Source organism: Pedobacter boryungensis (assembly GCF_013204825.1).
GTDB classification, from domain to species: Bacteria; Bacteroidota; Bacteroidia; order Sphingobacteriales; family Sphingobacteriaceae; genus Pedobacter; species Pedobacter boryungensis.
The window spans coordinates 310,907-330,032 of the sequence record NZ_JABMKV010000002.1 but is presented as its reverse complement, the minus strand read 5'-3'; the positions used below and the strand labels follow the sequence as shown (position 1 = coordinate 330,032).

Below are 19,126 nucleotides of genomic sequence, written 5' to 3'. Positions count from 1 at the left end.
TTAATTGCTCAAAGTGTTATAATAATTTCCTAATAGTATCATTGCTTCTTCTGGCTGTTTTCTAAATTTTATGGCCTGGTTCTTTAGCTGTTTTCTAAAACTATCTTTTTCTTCCTTAAATAATCTCATAAATGACGATTCGCTACTAATTTTATAATATACATTGTCTTTTTGTACAAAATAGTCAGTGTATGATGAAAAATATTTCTGTGCTTTTGAATTTTCTTGAATAGTCTTCCTTCTCTTTACTAGAACTTTGATTTTACCATCGTGTATGAGGTCATAAAATCCAGTTCGAATCGGTGAGTTTGTCGTAGTGGAATCTACAGCTACTCGAACAAAGTGATGATCATGAACATAAAAATCTTTTACTCTTTCACTTAATAGGCTATACGCCATTAAATCATCGCCTGTTGTACTTATGAGAAGGTCTTTAAATTGGTCGTAAATTAGAGGGACATTTTCAAAGCGAAAACCATCATAATTCACTGTACCATTTACAAATTTTCGCGTTTCCATGAAGTAACCAAAACCTTCTATCGCTGTATTATAAAAATTATATTGTCTTCCATTTATTAACCTAGATTGTTGATCAATGGCTTTATTGAAGTAGTTTTCTACATATTTGTTATGTTCTTTTTTTAAGCTATCTGGCTGATCAGATTGTGCAAGAACACTGGTTGCTGTCATCCAAAAGAAACATATTACATAAAAAGGGACGAATGTTTTGAGCATTTATAGAAGATCAGTAAATTCCTACTGTAAGTTTAGTTATAATAATTAAAAAAACAGAATTATTATCGTTAAACGTTCTCGCTTAACAAGATTGTTGCTATTATTTACCATTCAGCATAGGTTAAAACTTGCTATTTTTTATTTACTACTATCTTGTTTTCGTAATTCGGTTTAGCTTATTCAACCAAATACGCTACCTATCTCGTCTCAACTTATCACGATGCATCGTTCCCCAATCGGCTAAAGCATGTAGCACATTGCTTAAACTTCCTGCATATTCGGTAAGTTGGTATTCTACTACCACGGGTGTTTGTTGGTGATGAACTATTCTTTTAACAAAACCATTCAACTCCAATTCCTTTAACTCAGCCGAAAGCACACGAGCAGAAATTCCATGTACTGCTCTTTGAATTTCATTGAACCGTTTACTTCCATCTCTTAGTCCCGAAATTACACGTAGTTTCCACTTTCCCCCAATTACATATAAAGCATCGCCAATAGGATTTAGAAAGGCATTACAAGCTTCCCCACTCTCTTCATTTTCCATAACTAACTGATTATCATTACACTATACAAAAAATTAGCACTAACCTTTTGTATACTACTAATATTATACAAGCAAATCTAAATAGATTTGTTGATATAAATTATAAAACAATGAAAAAGATATTACACATTATTTCTAGCCCAAGGGGAGATGCTTCTTACAGCATTAGATTAGGCAATGCGATTATAGATAAACTACAATTGGCTTATGCCGATAGTGTGGTTAAGGAAGTTAATCTGGTAGATAAACGATTCCCACATTTAGAAGAAGCGCATTTAAATGCATTTTTTACTCCCGAAGAAAATAGAACACCAGAAGATTTAGTTGCCATTAAGCACTCTAATGAAGCCATTGCCGAAATCATGGAATCAGATATTATTGTGTTGGGCGTGCCCTTATATAATTTCAGTATCCCTTCTAATTTAAAAGCTTGGATTGATCATATCTGTAGATCAGGAGTTACTTTTAAATACAGTGAGAATGGCCCAGAGGGATTAATTAAAAACAAAAAGCTCTACATCGCTTTCTCTTCTGGAGGAATTTATACAGATGGCCCTATGGCGGCTTATGATACAGCAACGCCTTATTTAAAATCGGTATTTGCTTTTTTAGGTATAACCGATGTAACTATTATTCGTGCAGAAGGCACTTCAATTCCTGGAATTCAAGACAATACATTAGCTAAAGGAATTGAGAGTATTTTAATTAATTAAACCATCTCCCCTTTTCTTAAGGGAAAGGGGAGATGTTATTTATCCCTCATTGTATCCTTTTATATTGCCGACCAACAGCGAATGATCTCCTACTAGTCTAGTCCGAGTCTTCTTCGAGAAAAGGTGCATTTTTGAAAAGCTGTCTGCACCAAGACTAGCAGATCACCTAAGCTAATATCGAACTAAACTAGAAGCCCACTAAAACATAAGTCGCGGTAAGGTCGCGATGAGGTCGCCTTAGTGTCGCGGTAAGCATTAAGAAAAATTTAGGATTTATAACGGAAAATCGTTGTATATTGAATGGTTTTTAAATATACATTTTTTATGGCAAAAGCTCGTTCGGTTATTAAATTAAGTGGCACTATTGGCGATATCACATTTGTGGATAGCCAGGCTTATGGTTTTCATGGCAGGAAGAAAAGAACGGTTTGGGAGAAATCTGATGGGATGGTTGCTAGTTCAACAAACCAAGCACAAGCTAACTTAATGGCAAAAATCATTTTCGATGCGGTAAATGAATTTGCTCCTGGCTTTAAAAATGGAAAGTTTTGGAGCAGACTCGTATCTGTTTTCCGTCAGCAGAAAAAAGCCAATGAGGTTTATAACTATGCAGGTTTTGATGGAATGGAAATGAGGTTAGATTACCCAATTTCTAAAAAGGGGAGATTTACACTTAACCATAAAAACGAAAATGCAAAGCATACCCTTACGCTTAATTACTATTTGAATATTATTTCGAGTTACAAGCTGAGTATTTTGCGTATTGCTACAGATGAAACGTTGCTAGTTCCTATAGCTATCGAAAAGCTAGAAGGGGAAACTAAAGAAGGAGAAAAAAATGGAAGTTTAGATTTTCAATTCCCTCCCTTACCAGAGAATGCTCAAGTACTTTATGTATTACAATGTGAACAGCTTAAAAATGGGAAAACAACTGGTTTAATGAATGGGAAAAGCGTTGTCTTTTTAAAAGCCAACTAAGTTTGACTACCACAGTTACACCCCAAGATTTATATAAAGTTGCGTGTGATATTTTTATATATTTGCGGCATTAGATATAGTTGCATCTAATTACTGGTCCCGTAGTTCAACGGATAGAATAGAAGTTTCCTAAACTTTAGATATGGGTTCGATTCCCGTCGGGACCACAACGAACATTTAAACTCTTAAGCCTGCAAATAGAGGATTGCAGGCTTTTTTGTTTTTACAATGAGTTAAGGTAAGATAGATTTTCCTTAATAAATAGGATTACCCGATAATGTTGCCTCATGGATTTTGAGAAATAGTGGTATAAGGCGATTAGCATTGCGATAAGGTGCTTTGCTGGCGCTATCATCCCGTTGCCTATAGTGAGGTTAATGTTTATTTTCAGGAAGTATGAAATTACAAGGATACGAAACCACACAGCATTTGATTATGTCAAAATTGTCAAGTGATGAAAAATGCTTTTGATCAAGTTAAACATGACGCTTTTCAGCACTTTTAATGCCAGATCAACATATAACTAATATAAAATGTTAAGGTTGCTCAATCTAAATGTCATCGCTGGGACGCTCACGTTGAATGTCTTTGCTAATTCAGAAATTAATTCGGCTTCTGGTAAATTTCTAACTCTATCTTTTGATATTTCTTCAAAAATAAATTCCCTTGGCATTAATAATGAAGCTGCAAAGGCATTCGCCTCTTGCTCCTGTCTCAACTCCAGATCCGAGTATAGTTTATTGCTTCGATATTTAACAATAAAATCTTTGTCGACGAAAACTGTATCAGTTCCCTCATCTCTATGTAAAACAAAATGTCCCAATTCGTGTGCTATCGTAAAACGACGTCTCTGTTCTCCTTGATTTGCACTGTATGCAATTACTGCATCATCTCCTTGCGCTATTAGTAAGCCAGTAACATCTTGGCCGAGATCAGTTTTTTCTACACTTACTCCACAATACTTTGCAATTACATCAACATCGACAGGGGCTTGCGTAATTTTAGCATTCGTAACCATCTGAAAAGTTAGATCTGCAACTTGCCTTAATTTTAGGCCGGAAATGGGTCTTGACATATCAACTATTATTTTTCATTCTGGATAAGATAAAATTCATCACCTTATCTGCAGAATCAGTACCATTATCAGTTTCTTTCTTAATCTTGTTCAAGATAATTGAATCTAAACTATTAGATGAAGTAACATTTTGTGGAACTAAATCATTCATAGTAACATTCAAAAATTCACAGATATCTAAGAGAACATGTAAGGGCGGTCTTTGTTTTCCTGCTTCAATGTTAACTAGGGACACGCGGGAGATCCCCAACGCATTCGCTAACACATCTTGATTCATGTCACGAAGCTTTCTTGCCTCCTTAATACGCTCGCCAATTTTTTCGTAAAATTCTACTTGTTGCTCTTTATCAAGCATATATCCTTTAATAATGTTAACAAATTTAGTTAAAATTATTGTGTTTCCAAATCTTACACAAAAAATGTAAGAAAAATTTTGAATCTCGAATTCGTTTCGTATATTTGTAAAATAATAAAACCAGACAACTGTTAAATCGCCTGGTTCTTAAAGTTGTAAATGACAAGGCAGAATAGCTCTTCTGCCAGCCAAGTATTTGGATCGCAAGTCAAATATAAGGCAGTACATCCGCATCTGCAAGAATTAGCTTACTTTTTTTAGTATTAACAGCTGGAATTAAGGATTTTAAATTTTAAACGAGCTAAAAGTTACACAACGTCGAAACTACCTATTGAAAAAAATGGTTCCAAATCTGGAGCCAATGTGTAAACTTTTATTTAAAATTTAATACTTACTACAATGCAAAAAAAAAATAATAATCAAGAAAAAGGTGCTGATAAAAATGAAATGCTTCCATTTATAGTTGACGGAGTTAAATACTACTCCTCAGAGCAATACATCACTAATGCCCAAATAAGAAAAATAGCTGGAGCTCCTGAAGACAGCTTGGAATCTAAGTTGTTTCTAGCAGTTCAAAGACCATGGGAAGATGAGTTAATTGAAAATGAGCCTGTAAACCTTGCCCGACCTGAAATTGAGCATTTCTACATCAAGAACATCCTCCAATTGGTTATCAATGGAAAACATTTTGTTTGGGATAAACAATATATCACTGGAAAAGAAATTAAGGAACTTGGTGGTATTAGTTTAGAAGATGAGCTCTATCTTTCTATTAGAAAACCATGGGAAGATGAATTAGTAGAGAACCACGAGGAAATTAATTTAGCAAGACCAGGAATTGAGCACTTCGTTTCAAAATCAAAGAAGCACGTGAAGCTTATAATCCAAACGCCAAAAGGTAAGTGGGAAAATTCATTTCTTCTAACCATTACGGTCCAGGAACTCATCCAACAAACAACCGCCCATTTTGCCTTTGCAACTGATGGTAACTACGAGCTTAAAATTAAGGGAACCACGGAAACTCTTGAAAAAGCTCGGATTATAGGAAGTTATGGTTTTCCAGATGGGCAAGTTTTGGTCTTCACAGATTTGGGCAAAGGAGCATGAGTGTCCCAAGCTATATTTCTTCAGCAACAGTTGCTGAAGAAATAGAGGCTTGCCAAGAAAACTGTAAAGATTTTAATTGGTTGATCTCTCCGCTGGATGAGGTTAACCAATTATTTACTGTTTCAATGGTCTCGCCTATCGACCAAAAGGAGTTTATCATTGAATTTAGATTTGATAACTATCCTGAAACCCCATACCTGATTGACTTTGTAAGTCCTGAAAATAAGCAGGTTGGAGAGTTTTCGTCATATCCATTATATCAGGGCGATAGTTTTTTCAATAGAGTTGCACAGGGAGGGGTAATATGTCACCCGTGCTCCAGAAAGGCTTATGCTGGTTACAGCGGTATCCATTCCGATTGGCAGCTGGTTAATTGGAGGGCAATTGCAGGAGGTTTGATTAATCTAAACGCAATCCTTGACACAATTTATACTAGAATTTCAAACAAAACATGGTATCGTGGTAAAATGGTTTAATTGGTTTAGAAAGCCCAAGGGGTTTTATCCAAAAGATGTTAAAAAGTACATAGTCGATGTACAAGTTATTGAATTTACGGAGCGCGTATTAAGAGAATATGGTAACAAAAAGCCAAGTTGCGAAGGACTGATTTATTGGGCCGGACATGTTCAAAACAATATCCATTATATAACGCATGCTATTGCGCCAAAGACTCAGGCATCAAGGTATGGAATCCAAACATCGCATAATTCTAATGCATTGGTGGTAGAATATTTGTGTGATAATGATTTGGTTTACATCTCCCAAGTTCATACACACCCCGGAAAATGGGTCGACCATTCAGATGTAGATAATGAGGAGACGGCATTCAGGTCCGAAGGATTTCTATCCGTAGTCGTTCCTTTATTTTCAAAGAATGGCATACTCCCATGGGAGCAATGTGGTGTGCACCTGTATCATGGATCCGAATTTAAACGACTTGCCAATCGCTATTTAAGCAAAAGGTTTAGTGTCAAAAAGATTAATCAAAATAAAGTTGAATTTAAAGATTTTAGGTATGAAAGAGACCTGGTATAAAGAAAGAAATAAAAGGACGGATTCATTTTCGGAATTGAACAAAGGTTATTACGACATCAAAGTTTTGGTTGTGGTTACTTCGGATGTATCACTTTTTGCGACACAAGTCATGCTCACCATGTTTACAAATATTCTGGCACGTTGGTGCTCAAATATTACTATCAATAGTGCTGATGCTGAACGGATAATTTTCAATGGCTCCCAAAGCAATAGAAGCATATTGGAAATGGTAAAGAACAGTTTGAGCGAAATTGATCCTTACGGGCATTTTGAATTCAATGTTGATAATCCATTAGTAGATTTTACCGTATTTATTGGAAGACCCGAGCCGGATTGCAAAACGCCATACTTGTCAATTGATGCCAGTGGTTGGGTGGCGAGTTGTTCATTTAATGGTTTTGCCGAATGCAATGGGAACCCCAAAAGCGTTGCAAACCCACTAGGCTCAGCTTTCGCCGCCTGCCTTGCGAATGCAGAACTGTTCAGGTGGTCAAATAACATCCGTGCAGAAGCATATTCTAAATGGTATGATGTTTATTCATCGACAGTTTCAGATATTCCTATCCAAAACGATTATGATCTAGGGCAATTGGACTTAGGTCGAGTACATGTAATTGGTTGTGGTGCTATTGGCTCATCATTCACCTATTTGTTGGGCTTGTTCAATTTTACTGGGGAAATCCTTTTCGTTGATGTCGATTCGACCATAGAGCTTCACAATACCAGCAGTTCGCTACTCTTTAATACTACCAATTGTAAAGCCCACCACCAAAAAAAGGCAGAAATTTGCGAAGCATATTTACAGGATACAGGGTACAAGGTCCGATCATTCAACGATGATTATAAAGAATACTCCTACGACCATAGAAAAGCCTCCAATTCTGCTGACGTTATCATGTGCTTTGCGAATGATTTTGATATTTGGTCCACTGTCCAAAATTTATATCCGCCAGTGGTCTTTCATGCAACTACAAGTCGCTCTTGGGGTATTAATATAGGTAGACACATACCATTGAAGGATAATTGTATAATGTGTACTTTTCAGAACCTCTCGAAGGTAATATTCGTTCCCAAGTGTGCCGAAGTAGAGTTGACTGCACCAGATGAGAGTATAATCGAGAATCAGGAGGAACAAGAGCCACATGCTAGCATTTTACCTTTTTTATCACCATCCGCTGCTATCGTGGCATTTGCAGAGCTGATTAAACTGATAAATGGAAAGGTCGACAAAGAGAATTCCACCCAGTTTAATATGGCAACATACTTGGGTGACTTTGTGGAAGATCAACAAAAAGCAAAAAACTGCGATATTTGCCGTGGTCAGAGCGAAGCCATCTACAAAAGTTTGAAAGTCAAGTTAGATTATTGAACACTCAAGAAGATTTCATAGGCTTGTTTTGACAAGTCTATTTTTGTTAATCACAATTTCTTTTATACTTTAGTATAATGCACAATTGCTTATGCACAATTACTGATGACGAAGAAGGAATCGGTTAGGGTTTATAATCAACAATGATTCCTCAAATGATAAGGTTGATTAGACGGAATGTCAATTGAGTCAGCCGTGCTTCTTCAATTTTACTAACTCATTGGTTAATGTCATTCGGCTTATTGCAAAGTGATATTAATCAATTTTTATGGATCTGCGTTAAAGTTAAAATATTACATTATATTAGGCTAATTAACTCTCAACCAAATGACTTTTATAGCAAGTGTGATCGCTAAAGAAGGAGTGGCTATTATAGCTGATTCTTTAGTTACAACATCAATACCATCCTTGGACTTTCAAACGTTCCAAGAATATTTAACTAAGGCATCTAAAGAAAGCGGTAAGGAAATAGTAATAAATACAAAAGAGATAGCAAAACTTTTTAAAGTTAAGCCTTCACATACCAAAGATTATGAAGAAAAACTTTACAAATATGATAAATATACCGCTATTACCACTGCTGGATCTGCTAGTATAAATAATAAAAGGATTAAAAAGCTTATAGGTGAAGCTATTAGAACTTTGAAGCCTAATGGCAGAAATAATGCAAAAGAAATTATTGCAAAGATTGATAGCCTCAAAGAATTTATTGTTAAAGAAGTCAAAAAGTTTCTTGAAAAAAACTCCAGAATAAGTGAAACCATTTTCTTAGTAACTTTTTATTCACCAACACCTAATAAAACTACCGTATATAAATTAACAGTTAATAAAGCTACGAACGATAGTTTAAAAGATGAAAGTTTTGAATACGTTTCCATTCTTCAGCAACCTGATCAATTCAAGGTGATTTGCGATGGGCAGAATAGGCTTGCTGAACGGTTATTATTTGGAGACTTAAATGGTTTGTTTGAGATAATTCCTAGAATTATAGGGAAGGTTGCCAAAGACTTTTCATTACCAGCTGAAAAAGTTGGAGAAGAATATTGGATGGAGGTTATTCAAGATAAATCAATAATCGACGACAAAATGATGCAGGACATGAAAATTTACCGTTTAACTGAACTTAGTTTGCAACAGGCTGTTGATCTTGCTACATTACTAATGAGAATTGAAATTGATATCCAAAAGTATACCGAAAACATTCCAACAGTTGGAGGTGTTATTAAGTTAGCCGTCATTGATAATGATGGATTTCGATTTATTTCTGGAAATGAAATAGTAAAACACGAAGTATTTTAATTAATAAATTTTTAACTTTGGATATATGAAAACGGCAAAAAAAACAGCAAATCATTATTCTACTTATAGAGATTTTTACAATAAGGTAGTTAAAGAGATGAAAGCAGCTGACACTAAAAAGGAAATAGAAGTTAGGAAAAGCATAGCTGATGATCTCGAAACCGTTTTAAAAGGTAAGGAACTCGTAATTGAAGGAAATTTCATAAGTATATAATTTACTCTAACACTAACAAAAAGCAGACTTTCTAAGATCTGCTTTTTTATTTGTATAAAGAGCTTCAGATTATAATATATAAAGATAAGTTTGAAACCCACTTGTCAAGATATTTTAAAATCCCTAATATCAATAACCAGCTGTAAATCTCCAAAAAAAGGTTTGAAATAGTGCCTTTTGGAACCACTAGAAAGAAAATGCAAACCTGGCTCTCTTTTTTTATCATGTAGATTTGATCCATCAATTACACTTTAACCTAGGTTTTGTCTGTATCATAATCTGTTAACTTAATTGGATTTTCTAACAAACTGTTTCGTGATTGCTAATCACCATTACTTTCAAAAAGCTACTTCCCTTATAAAGGGAAAGTAAAAAAAATAACGAAGTTCCTTCGTAAATTTTTAGAACCGGACAACGTCTGCATATTTTTCATTTAGCTAACGCTACCTTCCTGAGTTTGGCTAAGTAATGCCTCGATTTCACTACGTGGTGGAGTTAAAGACTGATGATCTTTGTTGATATCAAAACTTAATCAATAATAACATGAAACAGTCAAAAACACCTATCATCAGCTTTAGTCCAGTTGTATTACCTGTCGACGGTCGTCACGTAGCGCTTGAAATAAAAGTATCTGCTCCAGCAAGTGGAAACAATTTGCCAGTGATTCTTCTTTCGCACGGACATGGCCCCTCTAATTTTCTCTCTTCATACAAAGGATACGGTCCCATTGTAGATTTTTTTGCAGCAGCGGGCTTTGTCGTAATTCAACCTACTCATCAAAATTCCAAAGCTCTTGGGCTTTCCTCGTCCCTTCCTGAAGCTCCCTTGTTTTGGAGTTCTCGAGCAACAGACATGAAATTTATCCTCGATCATTTAGATGAAATTATTTTAACAGTACCTGGTTTAACTGGCAGAGTAGACAAAGAAAAAATTGCTGCAATTGGTCACTCTATGGGCGGACACACTGTTGCTATGCTAGCTGGCATGGATGTAACTGACCCTGCAACAGGTAAAATAGTGAATTTCATAGAACCACGGATAACAGCACAGGTCCTGATCGGCGTAAGCGGTGGTCCTGAAGGTTTTAACGGAGTAAACAGACAGCATTATCCCGTGTTGGCGGCTGGCAACTTTGGCACCATGACCTTGCCAGCACTTATTGTAAATGGCGACAAAGACGTAAATCTCATGTTCTCTGATGTGGACAATTGGCGTGCGGACGCTTATTATCAAAGTCCCGGTCCTAAGGATTTGCTAACCGTATTTGGCGCCGAACATATTTTTGGTGGCATATCAGGATATGATGCCCGCGAAACAAGCGATGAAAACCCAGAACGTGTTGCCTTTGTGTGTGAAAGCATTCTTGCGTATATTCGTAGTACATTCGACCAGAACGATACAAGTTGGGAAGATACTAAGAAAGCCCTTAACGGCGTACCAGGAGCACTAGGTAGCATTGAAAGCAAGTTATAAAATCAGACAATATGAAGAATGAGATGGCTAACCACAGATTTGATTCTTTATCAAGGTTGCATAAGGCGCTGGATATGCCGGCACCTATGCACCCATTGGTAAGTTTAATAAATAATGCTGAAGGGAGCATTCCGCTCGAACGACTTCCTAGTCCGCACATTTTGAACTTTTATAAGATCTCCTATAAGATGAACTTTCAGGGAAAGTTTAAATATGGGCAGCATTACTACGATTTCGATGAGGGGGGAATGTTTTTTGTTTCGCCTAATCAGATCACAGGAGAACACGCACCACTTAGTGATCAATCGGGTTATACCTTACTTTTCCACCCTGATCTTTTACTTGGTTACGAACTTGCTAAGAAGATCAAAGAATATGGTTTTTTTTCTTATTCAATTCACGAAGCACTGCACTTATCTGAAAAAGAAAAAACCACAATCATTGCTGTTTTCAAAAGTATCGAAGAAGAATTAAAAGACAGAATTGATAATTTTAGCCAAGACGTTGTGATCTCCCAAATAGAATTGCTGTTGAATTATGCTAATCGGTTTTACAGCCGGCAATTCATTACCCGTAAGGCAGTAAGCAGCGATCTGCTTCAAAAGGTGGAAGACATTTTACACGACTATTTTAAGTCGCCATATTCGAATAAACAAGGGCTTCCAACTGTCAATTTTCTTTCTTCGCAGTTAAATGTCAGTTCAAGCTATCTAAGCGATATGTTGCGTTCACTTACTGGACAAAATGCACAACAGCATATTCACAACCACCTAATTGAAAAGGCAAAGGAAATGTTATCCACTAGCGATGCTTCCATTAGCGAGATAGCATATGACTTGGGATTTGAACATCCACAGTCCTTTAGTAAACTATTCAAGCTTAAAACTAGTGTTTCACCATTGGATTTTAGGCGTTCTTTCAATTAAGGAATATTGAAATCTCATCTTTTTAAACTTTTCCAGTTGATTTGCTTCCTCTAAGCACAAGGCTGCCCAATATCCCAGAGGTGATGGAAGCGATAAGAATACCATATTTAGCCTGCTCTACAAATGCTAGGTTTTTAAAGGCTAGTCCACTAATGAACAGCGACATGGTAAAGCCAATACCCCCAAGCAAAGCTACACCATAGATATGACGCCAGTTCGCTCCTTCAGGTAATGCGCCAATCCCGATCTTCACCATCAGCCATGTAAAAAAAAGAATGCCCAAGAACTTCCCTATAACAAGCCCTAAAATTACCCCAATTGATACTGGATTGATGATTGAATTAAAGAAGCCTGCCCCAATGATGATTCCCGAATTGGAAAGGGCAAACAATGGCATAATTACAAAGGCCACCCATGGATGCAATGCATGTTCAATCTTCTGCAGTGGTGTTTCAGCGGCCAAGCTTAAATTCTTTACGTGTTGTATGGTGTGGTGCTGCGCAGGTGTCGTTAAAGTACTATTACTTGGAATTTCTTGCTCGAACTCATGGGTAAGCTTTTTGAGGTTCTTAGCATAAACCAGTTCATCAATTTTTGTGGAGGCAGGAATAGTGAATGCAACAAGCACCCCTGCAATAGTAGCATGTACACCAGAAAAAAGAAAGCCTAACCACACACAAATCCCTACAATTAGATAAAAGGCACTGCTTCTAATACCTAGCCTGTTCCCAATGAGGAGAACAACTAAAAATATTCCTGCTATGCCAAGCGCTGCAAAATTAACACTCGCCGTATAGAAAAAAGCGATTACTAGTACCGCCCCGAGGTCATCAGCTACCGCCAATGCGGAAAGAAAAACCTTAACCGATGATGGAATATGCTTTCCGGCCATTGATAACAAGGCTAGTGCAAAAGCGATATCAGTTGCCATTGGAATTCCCCACCCTCTTGTTGAGTCTGCTCCATAATTCACTAAAATATAAATCAATGCTGGAACAATCATGCCTCCCAGTGCTGCTCCCATAGGCAGCGAAGCCTTGCGAAAGCTGGAAAGTTCGCCATCCATAAATTCTCTTTTTAATTCGAGTCCGATCACGAAAAAGAAAATGGCCATAAGCCCATCGTTAATCCATATATGGAGTGGCTTACTTAGTACCCAGTCTGCAAAGCCGACTGTAAGCTTAAGTTCCCAAAGGTGGTGATAAGAACTTGATGAACTATTTGCCCATAGAATTGCAATTACTACACTAATCAATAACACAATGCCACTTGTATATTCCAGATGAATGAATCTGCTCACTGGGGCAATAATCTTTTCGATGGGTGTTTTAGGTGTAGCTGCCATAGGCCCAAATATACCTAAAGTTTGCGTATTGAAAATCTATTCAATCGAAACAATCAAAAAACGGCATAGACAAACTTATCATAGTATCTGTTGTTGGTTATGCAGAAATCGTTATATTGCTATTATGAAGGAAATGTATCAAGCCTTTAGAAATTTTATTACCTATAGGTTCAGTCTACATGGTGATAGTGCAGATGAAAATGAAATCTTTGAGTCGATCAGAAAAAACGTGGAGTTTAAAGGAGCAAACCTTTGGACACTCATTTTTGCGATTTTTATTGCTTCCATCGGACTAAATGTTAACTCTACTGCTGTAATTATAGGCGCAATGCTTGTTTCACCTTTAATGGGTCCTATCATGGGATTAGGACTTGGAATCGGAATCAACGATTTTGAGCTGGTGAAAAAGGGCGCAAGAAATCTTGCCATTGCTACAGTAATCAGTATTGCTACTTCCACGCTGTATTTCTGGATCACCCCATTGCACGATGCTTCATCAGAAATATTAGCTCGAACTTCCCCATCAATATGGGATGTTTTTATAGCAGCGCTGGGCGGTCTGGCGGGTATTATTGCCATTACTAGAAAGGAAAAGAGCAATGTTATACCTGGTGTTGCGATTGCTACAGCTTTAATGCCTCCACTCTGCACTGCTGGATTCGGAATCGCAATTGGCAATCTTTACTATTTTTTAGGTGCACTTTACCTTTATTTTATCAATAGCGTATTTATCTGCTTGGGCACTTACCTTATTGTTCGTTACATGAAGTTCCATAAAAAGCACTTCGAAGATAAAGCTTACGAAAAAAAGGTTCGAAGATACATCTTAATCATTACCGTAATTACAGTAGCACCGAGCATCTATCTCGCCTATAGAATAGTAGATCGTAGCATCTTTGAAAATAATGCCAAGGCATTTATCCAAAACGAACTAACATTTACCGATACTCAAGTTATCTCTAAAAATTTCAAATACAGTCGACAAGGAAATGAAATTGATTTACTGCTACTGGGCAGACAGCTAGACAATACTAAAATCGACTCCATTAAGGCTAAACTTTCAGCTTATAATCTTGACAGCACGAAACTAATTATCCGTCAAGGCCTGAACGCTAAAAACGAGTTAGATATCTCGCAGATCAAGGCAAGTATTCTTGAATCCGTGTATCAAGGAGATTCGGTGAATGTAAATACCAAAAAGATGGAAAATGAAATTCCTGATTTGAGGCAAGAACTAAAAACACTATATCCTCAGCTTGTTAGTTATAGCATCGATAATATACTCGTAAAACGTTTGGATATAAACAAACAAGATACTATTACTTTGGCAGTTGCTAATTTCAAAACAAATATTTCAAAAAAGGAAGAAGAGCGATTAAGGCTTTGGCTAAAAAGCAGGATCAAGGCAGATTCACTTAGGTTAATGGTAGAACAGTAGGCTGAAAAACAATTCGGCTCTTTTTTCAACATTTTATGACCTGTTTAGGGAATGATGCCTTTCAATTTCTGACCTAGCAAACTTTTGATGGAAATTTCCGTTGTTAAAAGAGAGCTAAGGCGATAAATGCAATTTTATTCAATTGTTGTAATATGATGGGATTGTTGCTATTAGCAAAATAGAACACATGATGGAAAAAGAGATAAGAAACGAAGACCTTAAAATAGAGTTAAGAACGTTGACCAAAGATGATTATCTTGGGATAAAAGCTTCTATGATAGAGGCCTATTCTGAATGGGAAGGCGCATCAGTTTGGGGGGAAACGCAAATTGCCAAGCTAGTTGAACTCTTTCCCGAAGGACAGATCTGCATCCTAGTGAATGGCAGAGTTGCTGGTTGTGCATTATCAATTATAGTTGATTATGATAAATTCGGCGATTCGCACAACTATCTTCAGATTACTGGTAATTACACTTTTTCTACTCATGATCCGGATGGAGACGTACTTTATGGGATTGAATTTTTTGTACATCCCGATTTTAGAGGCATGCGCATTGGAAGAAGAATGTACGATGCCAGAAAAGAGATATGTGAACGGCATAACCTCAGGGCAATTATAGCTGGAGGAAGAATACCTGTGTATAAAGAATACGCAGCTACCCTTAGTCCAAAACAGTTCCTAGAAAAAGTGAAAGGGAAAGAGATACATGATCCAACGCTTTCCTTCCAGCTGGCTAATGATTTCCATGTGCTCAAAATCTTAAAAGGCTATCTTTCAGGAGATACCCAATCGCTAGAGTATGCCTCGCTATTAGAATGGAACAATATTTATTATGCAGAAGAACAGGTACACCTAAACACCAATAAGTCAGTAATACGTTTAGGGTTGGTGCAGTGGCAGATGAGACCATTCCCAAGCCTTGATTCTTTATATGAGCAAATCGAGTTCTTTGTAGATGTTGTGAGCGATTATCAAAGTGATTTCATTCTATTTCCAGAACTATTCAATGCACCTTTAATGACCGCTTACAACCATTTAGGTGGAGCTGAGGCCATGAGGGAGATCGCAAAGAATACAATTACTCTACGCGATAAATTTATTGAATATGCCATTAGTTATAACATCAACATCATCACGGGAAGTATGCCTTATATGGAAGATGGGATGCTCCAAAATGTCGGTTTTCTATGTCGAAGAGATGGTTCTCATGAGATGTATCGTAAAATCCATTTAACACCCTCAGAGAAAAATGCTTGGGGCATGGTTGGTGCAAATTCATTAGCGGCCTATGATACAGATTGTGGTAAGATCGGGATACTAATCTGTTATGATGTAGAGTTTCCAGAACTCCCAAGGTTGTTAGCCGAACAAGGCATGCAAATCCTTTTTGTTCCATTTATGACAGATACCCAAAATGGCTATACTAGAGTGAGGAGTTGCGCACAAGCTAGGGCTATAGAAAATGAATGTTATGTAGCCATTGCAGGAAGTGTTGGCAATTTACCAAAGGTACACAACATGGATATCCAATACGCACAATCTGCAGTATTTACACCGTCCGATTTCTCTTTCCCAAGTAATGGCATTAAAGCCGAGGCTACTGCCAATACAGAAACTACCTTAATTGCCGATGTGGATGTTGACTTATTGAAACAACTCCATAATTTTGGTGCAGTAAGAAACTTACAAGATAGAAGGCTTGATCTTTATAAAATATTGAATAACAGCAAAGGTTAGCTATAGCACACTTGATATTCCCCTGTTAATCATTTTTATTGGACTCAAACGTTCGCTGACCTAAACCATTTGAATAAATATTTACCAAAATGGTATACCACCCTTTCATTTTGGTAGGGTGTTAAATCTTATAGTTAAGTGGATATTGAAAGAATACGTGTTTAAAACCTATTAACACGCAACTATTTCCTTTCTTATCACGATGGCATCCGCTTTGCCTCCTGAATGAAAATATTCAAATTATGTTCATTATTATTTTAGGAGCCCTGCTCATCGCTGGAAGTTATTTTTTGGCCAAACAACAACAATTTGCAAAATTAGTTCTAGCTGTTCGTATGGCTGGATTATTTTTTATCCTACTTGGCATATCAACATCAATGCTCAAAGTAATAGACACTGGAGAAGTTGGTGTTAAAACACTCTTTGGAAAAGTAGATCAAAGCATCCTCAGTAGCGGGCTGAATGTGGTAAGCCCCTTGGTAAATGTAACATCCTTCGATACGAAAACTCAAAATTATACCATGTCTGCAGTACATGATGAAGGGAACAAAAATGGGGACGATGCGATTAGGGTGCTTTCTGCAGATGGACTAGAAGTAGTTATAGACCTTTCGGTTTTGTTTAAGGTAAAACCCAGTTCAGCACCTGAAATTTTACGGACTATTGGTACCGACTATGTAGACAAGATTGTAAGGCCAATTACAAGAACCGCAATAAGAGACAATGCCGTTTCTTATGACGCAGTGGCATTGTACTCACTTAAACGTGAAGAATTTCAACAAAAAATCTACCAAACTATTGCGATAAGTTTTGCCAAACGTGGTCTCGATCTTGAACAGCTATTGGTAAGAAACATTACGCTCCCCCAATCTGTAAAAGCAAGTATAGAATCAAAGATTAATGCCGAACAGGAAGCACAGAAAATGACATTTGTCCTTCAAAAAGAAAAGCAAGAAGCAGAAAGGAAAAGAGTGGAAGCTCGAGGAATTGCAGATTATCAAAAAATCTTATCTACTGGCCTAAGTGACAAACAATTACAATATGAAGCAATTAAGGCTCAAAAAGAGATTGCTCTTTCTCCAAATACCAAAGTCTTAATTATGGGCGGGGGCAGTAAGAATGTACCTTTAGTAATCGGAAGCAATTAATTATCATTTGTTGTATCTTGCAAAGGCATCAATATTTATAACCGTAATCGAAATATGGAAGAAACTATTCTGATTATTGACGACGAAAAAAAGATTTCAAGTCTTTTAGCTAGGATCATAGAACTTGAAGGTTTTAAGGTATTGCAGGCAGCTAACGGAAAGGAAGGATTAAAAATCCTTTCTTCTAACCACATCCTATTGGTTATAAGTGATGTGAAGCTACCAGATTATAATGGAGTAGAACTAATTAAAGAGCTAAAAAAAATAAGTCCTTTTACGGAAGTAATTAATCTTACTGCTTTTGGCACTATTCAAGATGGTGTTACAGCCATGCGAAACGGGGCATTTGATTACATTACTAAAGGTGATGATAACGATAAAATCATTCCATTGGTCTATAAAGCAATAGATAAGGCTAAGCTTAGTGTAAGGGTACTTGAACTTGAAGCAAAGATTAGCAAAAAATATAGCTTCGATTCAATATTGGGACAATCTAAACAGATTAAAGAAGCTATTGCATTGGCCTCTAGGGTTGCTGCTACAGATACTACTGTTTTATTGTTGGGCGAAACAGGAACCGGGAAAGAAGTATTTGCACAGGCAATCCATTATAAAAGTCAGCGAAAACAAAAACCTTTCGTTGCTCTTAATTGTAGCGGGTTCAGTCCGGAATTGCTGGAAAGTGAACTCTTCGGGTATAAAGCAGGTGCATTTACTGGCGCAAATAAAGATAAAAAAGGACTTGTTGAAGAAGCAAATGGCGGAACGCTTTTTTTGGATGAAATTGGGGAGATGAACCTAGACCTTCAGGCAAAACTGCTAAGAGTTTTAGAAAGTCAGACCTTCATTAAAATAGGTTCTACCACTACAAATCAGGTGAATGTACGTATTATTGCCGCTACCAACCGTAACCTTAAAGAAGAAGCGGATACAGGCAAGTTTAGACTTGATCTTTATTATCGTTTGTCGGTATTCAATATTCATTTACCTGCGCTAAGAGAGCGTAAAGAAGATATTCGACTACTTTCAGATTATTATCTAAAAGAGTTTGCGACAAAAGTCAATCGAATTAAGCTGAAGATGAGCGATAAATTAATTGATGCGTTAACCGAGCACAATTGGAAGGGAAATGTAAGGGAGCTAAAAAATGTAATAGAGCGACTAGTTATATTAACAGATGGGGATGTGCTTGATACCAGTCAATTACCTCCAGAATTTTTTACCAATGAAGAACCTTCCAATTCGTTTGACCTTCAAACAGTAGAAAAACAACACATCTTGAAGATACTGAACTATACAAAAGGTAACAAAACAGAAACAGCCAAATTATTAAATATTGGTCTCACTACTCTCTATAGAAAAATAGAAGAATACAAGATTTAAGCATATCATACTTCTTTCCACTTTGATAAAAACCCTTTCGTTATGGAAGGGTTTTTTTATGCTTTACCTTTTTCACAAATCAGTAATGCACTGAAAATTAGATAATTAATCAAATTTTCTAATAAACGGCACTGCTATTGGCATGGCTTATCAAAAAAACATCAAATGGTTACACTCATCTTATTATTTATTCTGATCGCTTTCTGCTGGGTCGTTTACAGATCCATAGATTGGTTCGAAAACATCTG

Annotated in this window: 19 protein-coding genes and 1 tRNA gene; 15 read left to right on the top strand and 5 right to left on the bottom strand. The window is 36.8% G+C overall.

What is annotated here, in order from left to right; translation table 11 throughout:
• Positions 1-690 (bottom strand): hypothetical protein, encoded by a 690-nt coding sequence (locus tag HQN85_RS07935; RefSeq protein WP_173270991.1) that lies wholly within the window; start codon positions 688-690, stop codon positions 1-3.
• Positions 691-928: 238 nt separating this feature from the next.
• Complete coding sequence (locus HQN85_RS07930) at positions 929-1,282, bottom strand: winged helix-turn-helix transcriptional regulator (protein ID WP_173270989.1); 354 nt, start codon at positions 1,280-1,282, stop codon at positions 929-931.
• Positions 1,283-1,392: 110 nt separating this feature from the next.
• On the opposite strand from HQN85_RS07930, the gene HQN85_RS07925 reads away from it, so the two are divergent.
• The 3 genes from HQN85_RS07925 to HQN85_RS07915 all read left to right on the top strand — a co-directional run bounded on the left by HQN85_RS07925 (position 1,393) and on the right by HQN85_RS07915 (position 3,140).
• Complete coding sequence (locus HQN85_RS07925) at positions 1,393-1,995, top strand: FMN-dependent NADH-azoreductase (protein WP_173270987.1); 603 nt, start codon at positions 1,393-1,395, stop codon at positions 1,993-1,995.
• Positions 1,996-2,319: 324 nt separating this feature from the next.
• Positions 2,320-2,973, top strand: coding sequence for a hypothetical protein (locus tag HQN85_RS07920; protein ID WP_173270985.1), 654 nt, complete (start codon positions 2,320-2,322; stop codon positions 2,971-2,973).
• A gap of 95 nt (positions 2,974-3,068) precedes the next feature.
• A tRNA-Arg gene (locus tag HQN85_RS07915) sits at positions 3,069-3,140 on the top strand.
• 356 nt (positions 3,141-3,496) lie between these two features.
• On the opposite strand, the gene HQN85_RS07910 is transcribed toward HQN85_RS07915, so the two are convergent.
• Positions 3,497-4,048 (bottom strand): ImmA/IrrE family metallo-endopeptidase, encoded by a 552-nt coding sequence (locus tag HQN85_RS07910; RefSeq protein WP_173270983.1) that lies wholly within the window; start codon positions 4,046-4,048, stop codon positions 3,497-3,499.
• 1 nt (position 4,049) lies between these two features.
• A complete protein-coding gene (locus tag HQN85_RS07905; RefSeq protein WP_173270981.1) occupies positions 4,050-4,403 on the bottom strand; it encodes a helix-turn-helix domain-containing protein in 354 nt (117 codons plus the stop codon).
• Positions 4,404-4,802: 399 nt separating this feature from the next.
• Here HQN85_RS07905 and HQN85_RS07900 point away from each other — a divergent pair, with 399 nt between their 5' ends.
• The 8 genes from HQN85_RS07900 to HQN85_RS07865 all read left to right on the top strand — a co-directional run bounded on the left by HQN85_RS07900 (position 4,803) and on the right by HQN85_RS07865 (position 11,826).
• Positions 4,803-5,510, top strand: coding sequence for a multiubiquitin domain-containing protein (locus tag HQN85_RS07900; protein ID WP_173270979.1), 708 nt, complete (start codon positions 4,803-4,805; stop codon positions 5,508-5,510).
• The gene (locus HQN85_RS07895) at positions 5,507-5,986 is read left to right on the top strand and encodes a hypothetical protein (RefSeq protein WP_173270977.1); all 480 of its coding nucleotides are present in this window, start codon (positions 5,507-5,509) and stop codon (positions 5,984-5,986) included. Before HQN85_RS07900 ends, HQN85_RS07895 begins: the two co-directional genes overlap by 4 nt.
• Positions 5,928-6,545: a hypothetical protein gene (locus HQN85_RS07890; RefSeq protein ID WP_173270975.1), complete on the top strand. Its 618-nt coding sequence runs from the start codon at positions 5,928-5,930 to the stop codon at positions 6,543-6,545. The genes HQN85_RS07895 and HQN85_RS07890 overlap by 59 nt, the downstream gene beginning before the upstream one ends.
• The gene (locus HQN85_RS07885) at positions 6,526-7,914 is read left to right on the top strand and encodes a ThiF family adenylyltransferase (protein ID WP_173270974.1); all 1,389 of its coding nucleotides are present in this window, start codon (positions 6,526-6,528) and stop codon (positions 7,912-7,914) included. Before HQN85_RS07890 ends, HQN85_RS07885 begins: the two co-directional genes overlap by 20 nt.
• A gap of 327 nt (positions 7,915-8,241) precedes the next feature.
• Positions 8,242-9,213 carry a hypothetical protein gene (locus HQN85_RS07880; protein WP_173270972.1) on the top strand — a complete coding sequence of 324 codons (972 nt, stop codon included), beginning with the start codon at positions 8,242-8,244 and terminating at the stop codon, positions 9,211-9,213.
• Positions 9,214-9,238: 25 nt separating this feature from the next.
• Positions 9,239-9,427, top strand: a complete 189-nt coding sequence (locus HQN85_RS07875) for a hypothetical protein (protein WP_173270970.1) — start codon at positions 9,239-9,241, stop codon at positions 9,425-9,427.
• 543 nt (positions 9,428-9,970) lie between these two features.
• A complete protein-coding gene (locus HQN85_RS07870) occupies positions 9,971-10,900 on the top strand; it encodes an alpha/beta hydrolase family protein (protein ID WP_173270968.1) in 930 nt (309 codons plus the stop codon).
• Between the two features lie 11 nt (positions 10,901-10,911).
• Positions 10,912-11,826, top strand: a complete 915-nt coding sequence (locus tag HQN85_RS07865) for a helix-turn-helix domain-containing protein (RefSeq protein ID WP_173270967.1) — start codon at positions 10,912-10,914, stop codon at positions 11,824-11,826.
• Between the two features lie 22 nt (positions 11,827-11,848).
• On the opposite strand, the gene nhaA is transcribed toward HQN85_RS07865, so the two are convergent.
• The gene (gene nhaA, locus HQN85_RS07860; RefSeq protein ID WP_173270965.1) at positions 11,849-13,171 is read right to left on the bottom strand and encodes a Na+/H+ antiporter NhaA; all 1,323 of its coding nucleotides are present in this window, start codon (positions 13,169-13,171) and stop codon (positions 11,849-11,851) included.
• Between the two features lie 124 nt (positions 13,172-13,295).
• Between nhaA and HQN85_RS07855 the strand changes: the two genes are divergently transcribed.
• The 4 genes from HQN85_RS07855 (at position 13,296) to HQN85_RS07840 (ending at position 18,878) form a co-directional block, all read left to right on the top strand.
• Positions 13,296-14,609, top strand: a complete 1,314-nt coding sequence (locus HQN85_RS07855) for a TIGR00341 family protein (protein ID WP_173270963.1) — start codon at positions 13,296-13,298, stop codon at positions 14,607-14,609.
• 190 nt (positions 14,610-14,799) lie between these two features.
• A complete protein-coding gene (locus HQN85_RS07850; RefSeq protein WP_173272535.1) occupies positions 14,800-16,347 on the top strand; it encodes a bifunctional GNAT family N-acetyltransferase/carbon-nitrogen hydrolase family protein in 1,548 nt (515 codons plus the stop codon).
• Between the two features lie 242 nt (positions 16,348-16,589).
• A complete protein-coding gene (locus HQN85_RS07845; RefSeq protein WP_173270961.1) occupies positions 16,590-17,495 on the top strand; it encodes a prohibitin family protein in 906 nt (301 codons plus the stop codon).
• Between the two features lie 54 nt (positions 17,496-17,549).
• Positions 17,550-18,878, top strand: a complete 1,329-nt coding sequence (locus HQN85_RS07840; protein WP_173270959.1) for a sigma-54-dependent transcriptional regulator — start codon at positions 17,550-17,552, stop codon at positions 18,876-18,878.
• Positions 18,879-19,126 lie beyond the last annotated feature (248 nt).

What these genes read in the sequence shown, in the direction of transcription:
- HQN85_RS07935 (WP_173270991.1), bottom strand. Translation starts at nt 690, where the DNA reads ATGACAGCAACCAGTGTTCTTGCACAATCTGATCAGCCAGATAGCTTA.
- HQN85_RS07930 (WP_173270989.1), bottom strand. Translation starts at nt 1,282, where the DNA reads ATGGAAAATGAAGAGAGTGGGGAAGCTTGTAATGCCTTTCTAAATCCT.
- HQN85_RS07925 (WP_173270987.1), top strand. Translation starts at nt 1,393, where the DNA reads ATGAAAAAGATATTACACATTATTTCTAGCCCAAGGGGAGATGCTTCT.
- HQN85_RS07920 (WP_173270985.1), top strand. Translation starts at nt 2,320, where the DNA reads ATGGCAAAAGCTCGTTCGGTTATTAAATTAAGTGGCACTATTGGCGAT.
- HQN85_RS07910 (WP_173270983.1), bottom strand. Translation starts at nt 4,048, where the DNA reads ATGTCAAGACCCATTTCCGGCCTAAAATTAAGGCAAGTTGCAGATCTA.
- HQN85_RS07905 (WP_173270981.1), bottom strand. Translation starts at nt 4,403, where the DNA reads ATGCTTGATAAAGAGCAACAAGTAGAATTTTACGAAAAAATTGGCGAG.
- HQN85_RS07900 (WP_173270979.1), top strand. Translation starts at nt 4,803, where the DNA reads ATGCAAAAAAAAAATAATAATCAAGAAAAAGGTGCTGATAAAAATGAA.
- HQN85_RS07895 (WP_173270977.1), top strand. Translation starts at nt 5,507, where the DNA reads ATGAGTGTCCCAAGCTATATTTCTTCAGCAACAGTTGCTGAAGAAATA.
- HQN85_RS07885 (WP_173270974.1), top strand. Translation starts at nt 6,526, where the DNA reads ATGAAAGAGACCTGGTATAAAGAAAGAAATAAAAGGACGGATTCATTT.
- HQN85_RS07880 (WP_173270972.1), top strand. Translation starts at nt 8,242, where the DNA reads ATGACTTTTATAGCAAGTGTGATCGCTAAAGAAGGAGTGGCTATTATA.
- HQN85_RS07875 (WP_173270970.1), top strand. Translation starts at nt 9,239, where the DNA reads ATGAAAACGGCAAAAAAAACAGCAAATCATTATTCTACTTATAGAGAT.
- HQN85_RS07870 (WP_173270968.1), top strand. Translation starts at nt 9,971, where the DNA reads ATGAAACAGTCAAAAACACCTATCATCAGCTTTAGTCCAGTTGTATTA.
- HQN85_RS07865 (WP_173270967.1), top strand. Translation starts at nt 10,912, where the DNA reads ATGAAGAATGAGATGGCTAACCACAGATTTGATTCTTTATCAAGGTTG.
- nhaA (WP_173270965.1), bottom strand. Translation starts at nt 13,171, where the DNA reads ATGGCAGCTACACCTAAAACACCCATCGAAAAGATTATTGCCCCAGTG.
- HQN85_RS07855 (WP_173270963.1), top strand. Translation starts at nt 13,296, where the DNA reads ATGAAGGAAATGTATCAAGCCTTTAGAAATTTTATTACCTATAGGTTC.
- HQN85_RS07850 (WP_173272535.1), top strand. Translation starts at nt 14,800, where the DNA reads ATGGAAAAAGAGATAAGAAACGAAGACCTTAAAATAGAGTTAAGAACG.
- HQN85_RS07845 (WP_173270961.1), top strand. Translation starts at nt 16,590, where the DNA reads ATGTTCATTATTATTTTAGGAGCCCTGCTCATCGCTGGAAGTTATTTT.
- HQN85_RS07840 (WP_173270959.1), top strand. Translation starts at nt 17,550, where the DNA reads ATGGAAGAAACTATTCTGATTATTGACGACGAAAAAAAGATTTCAAGT.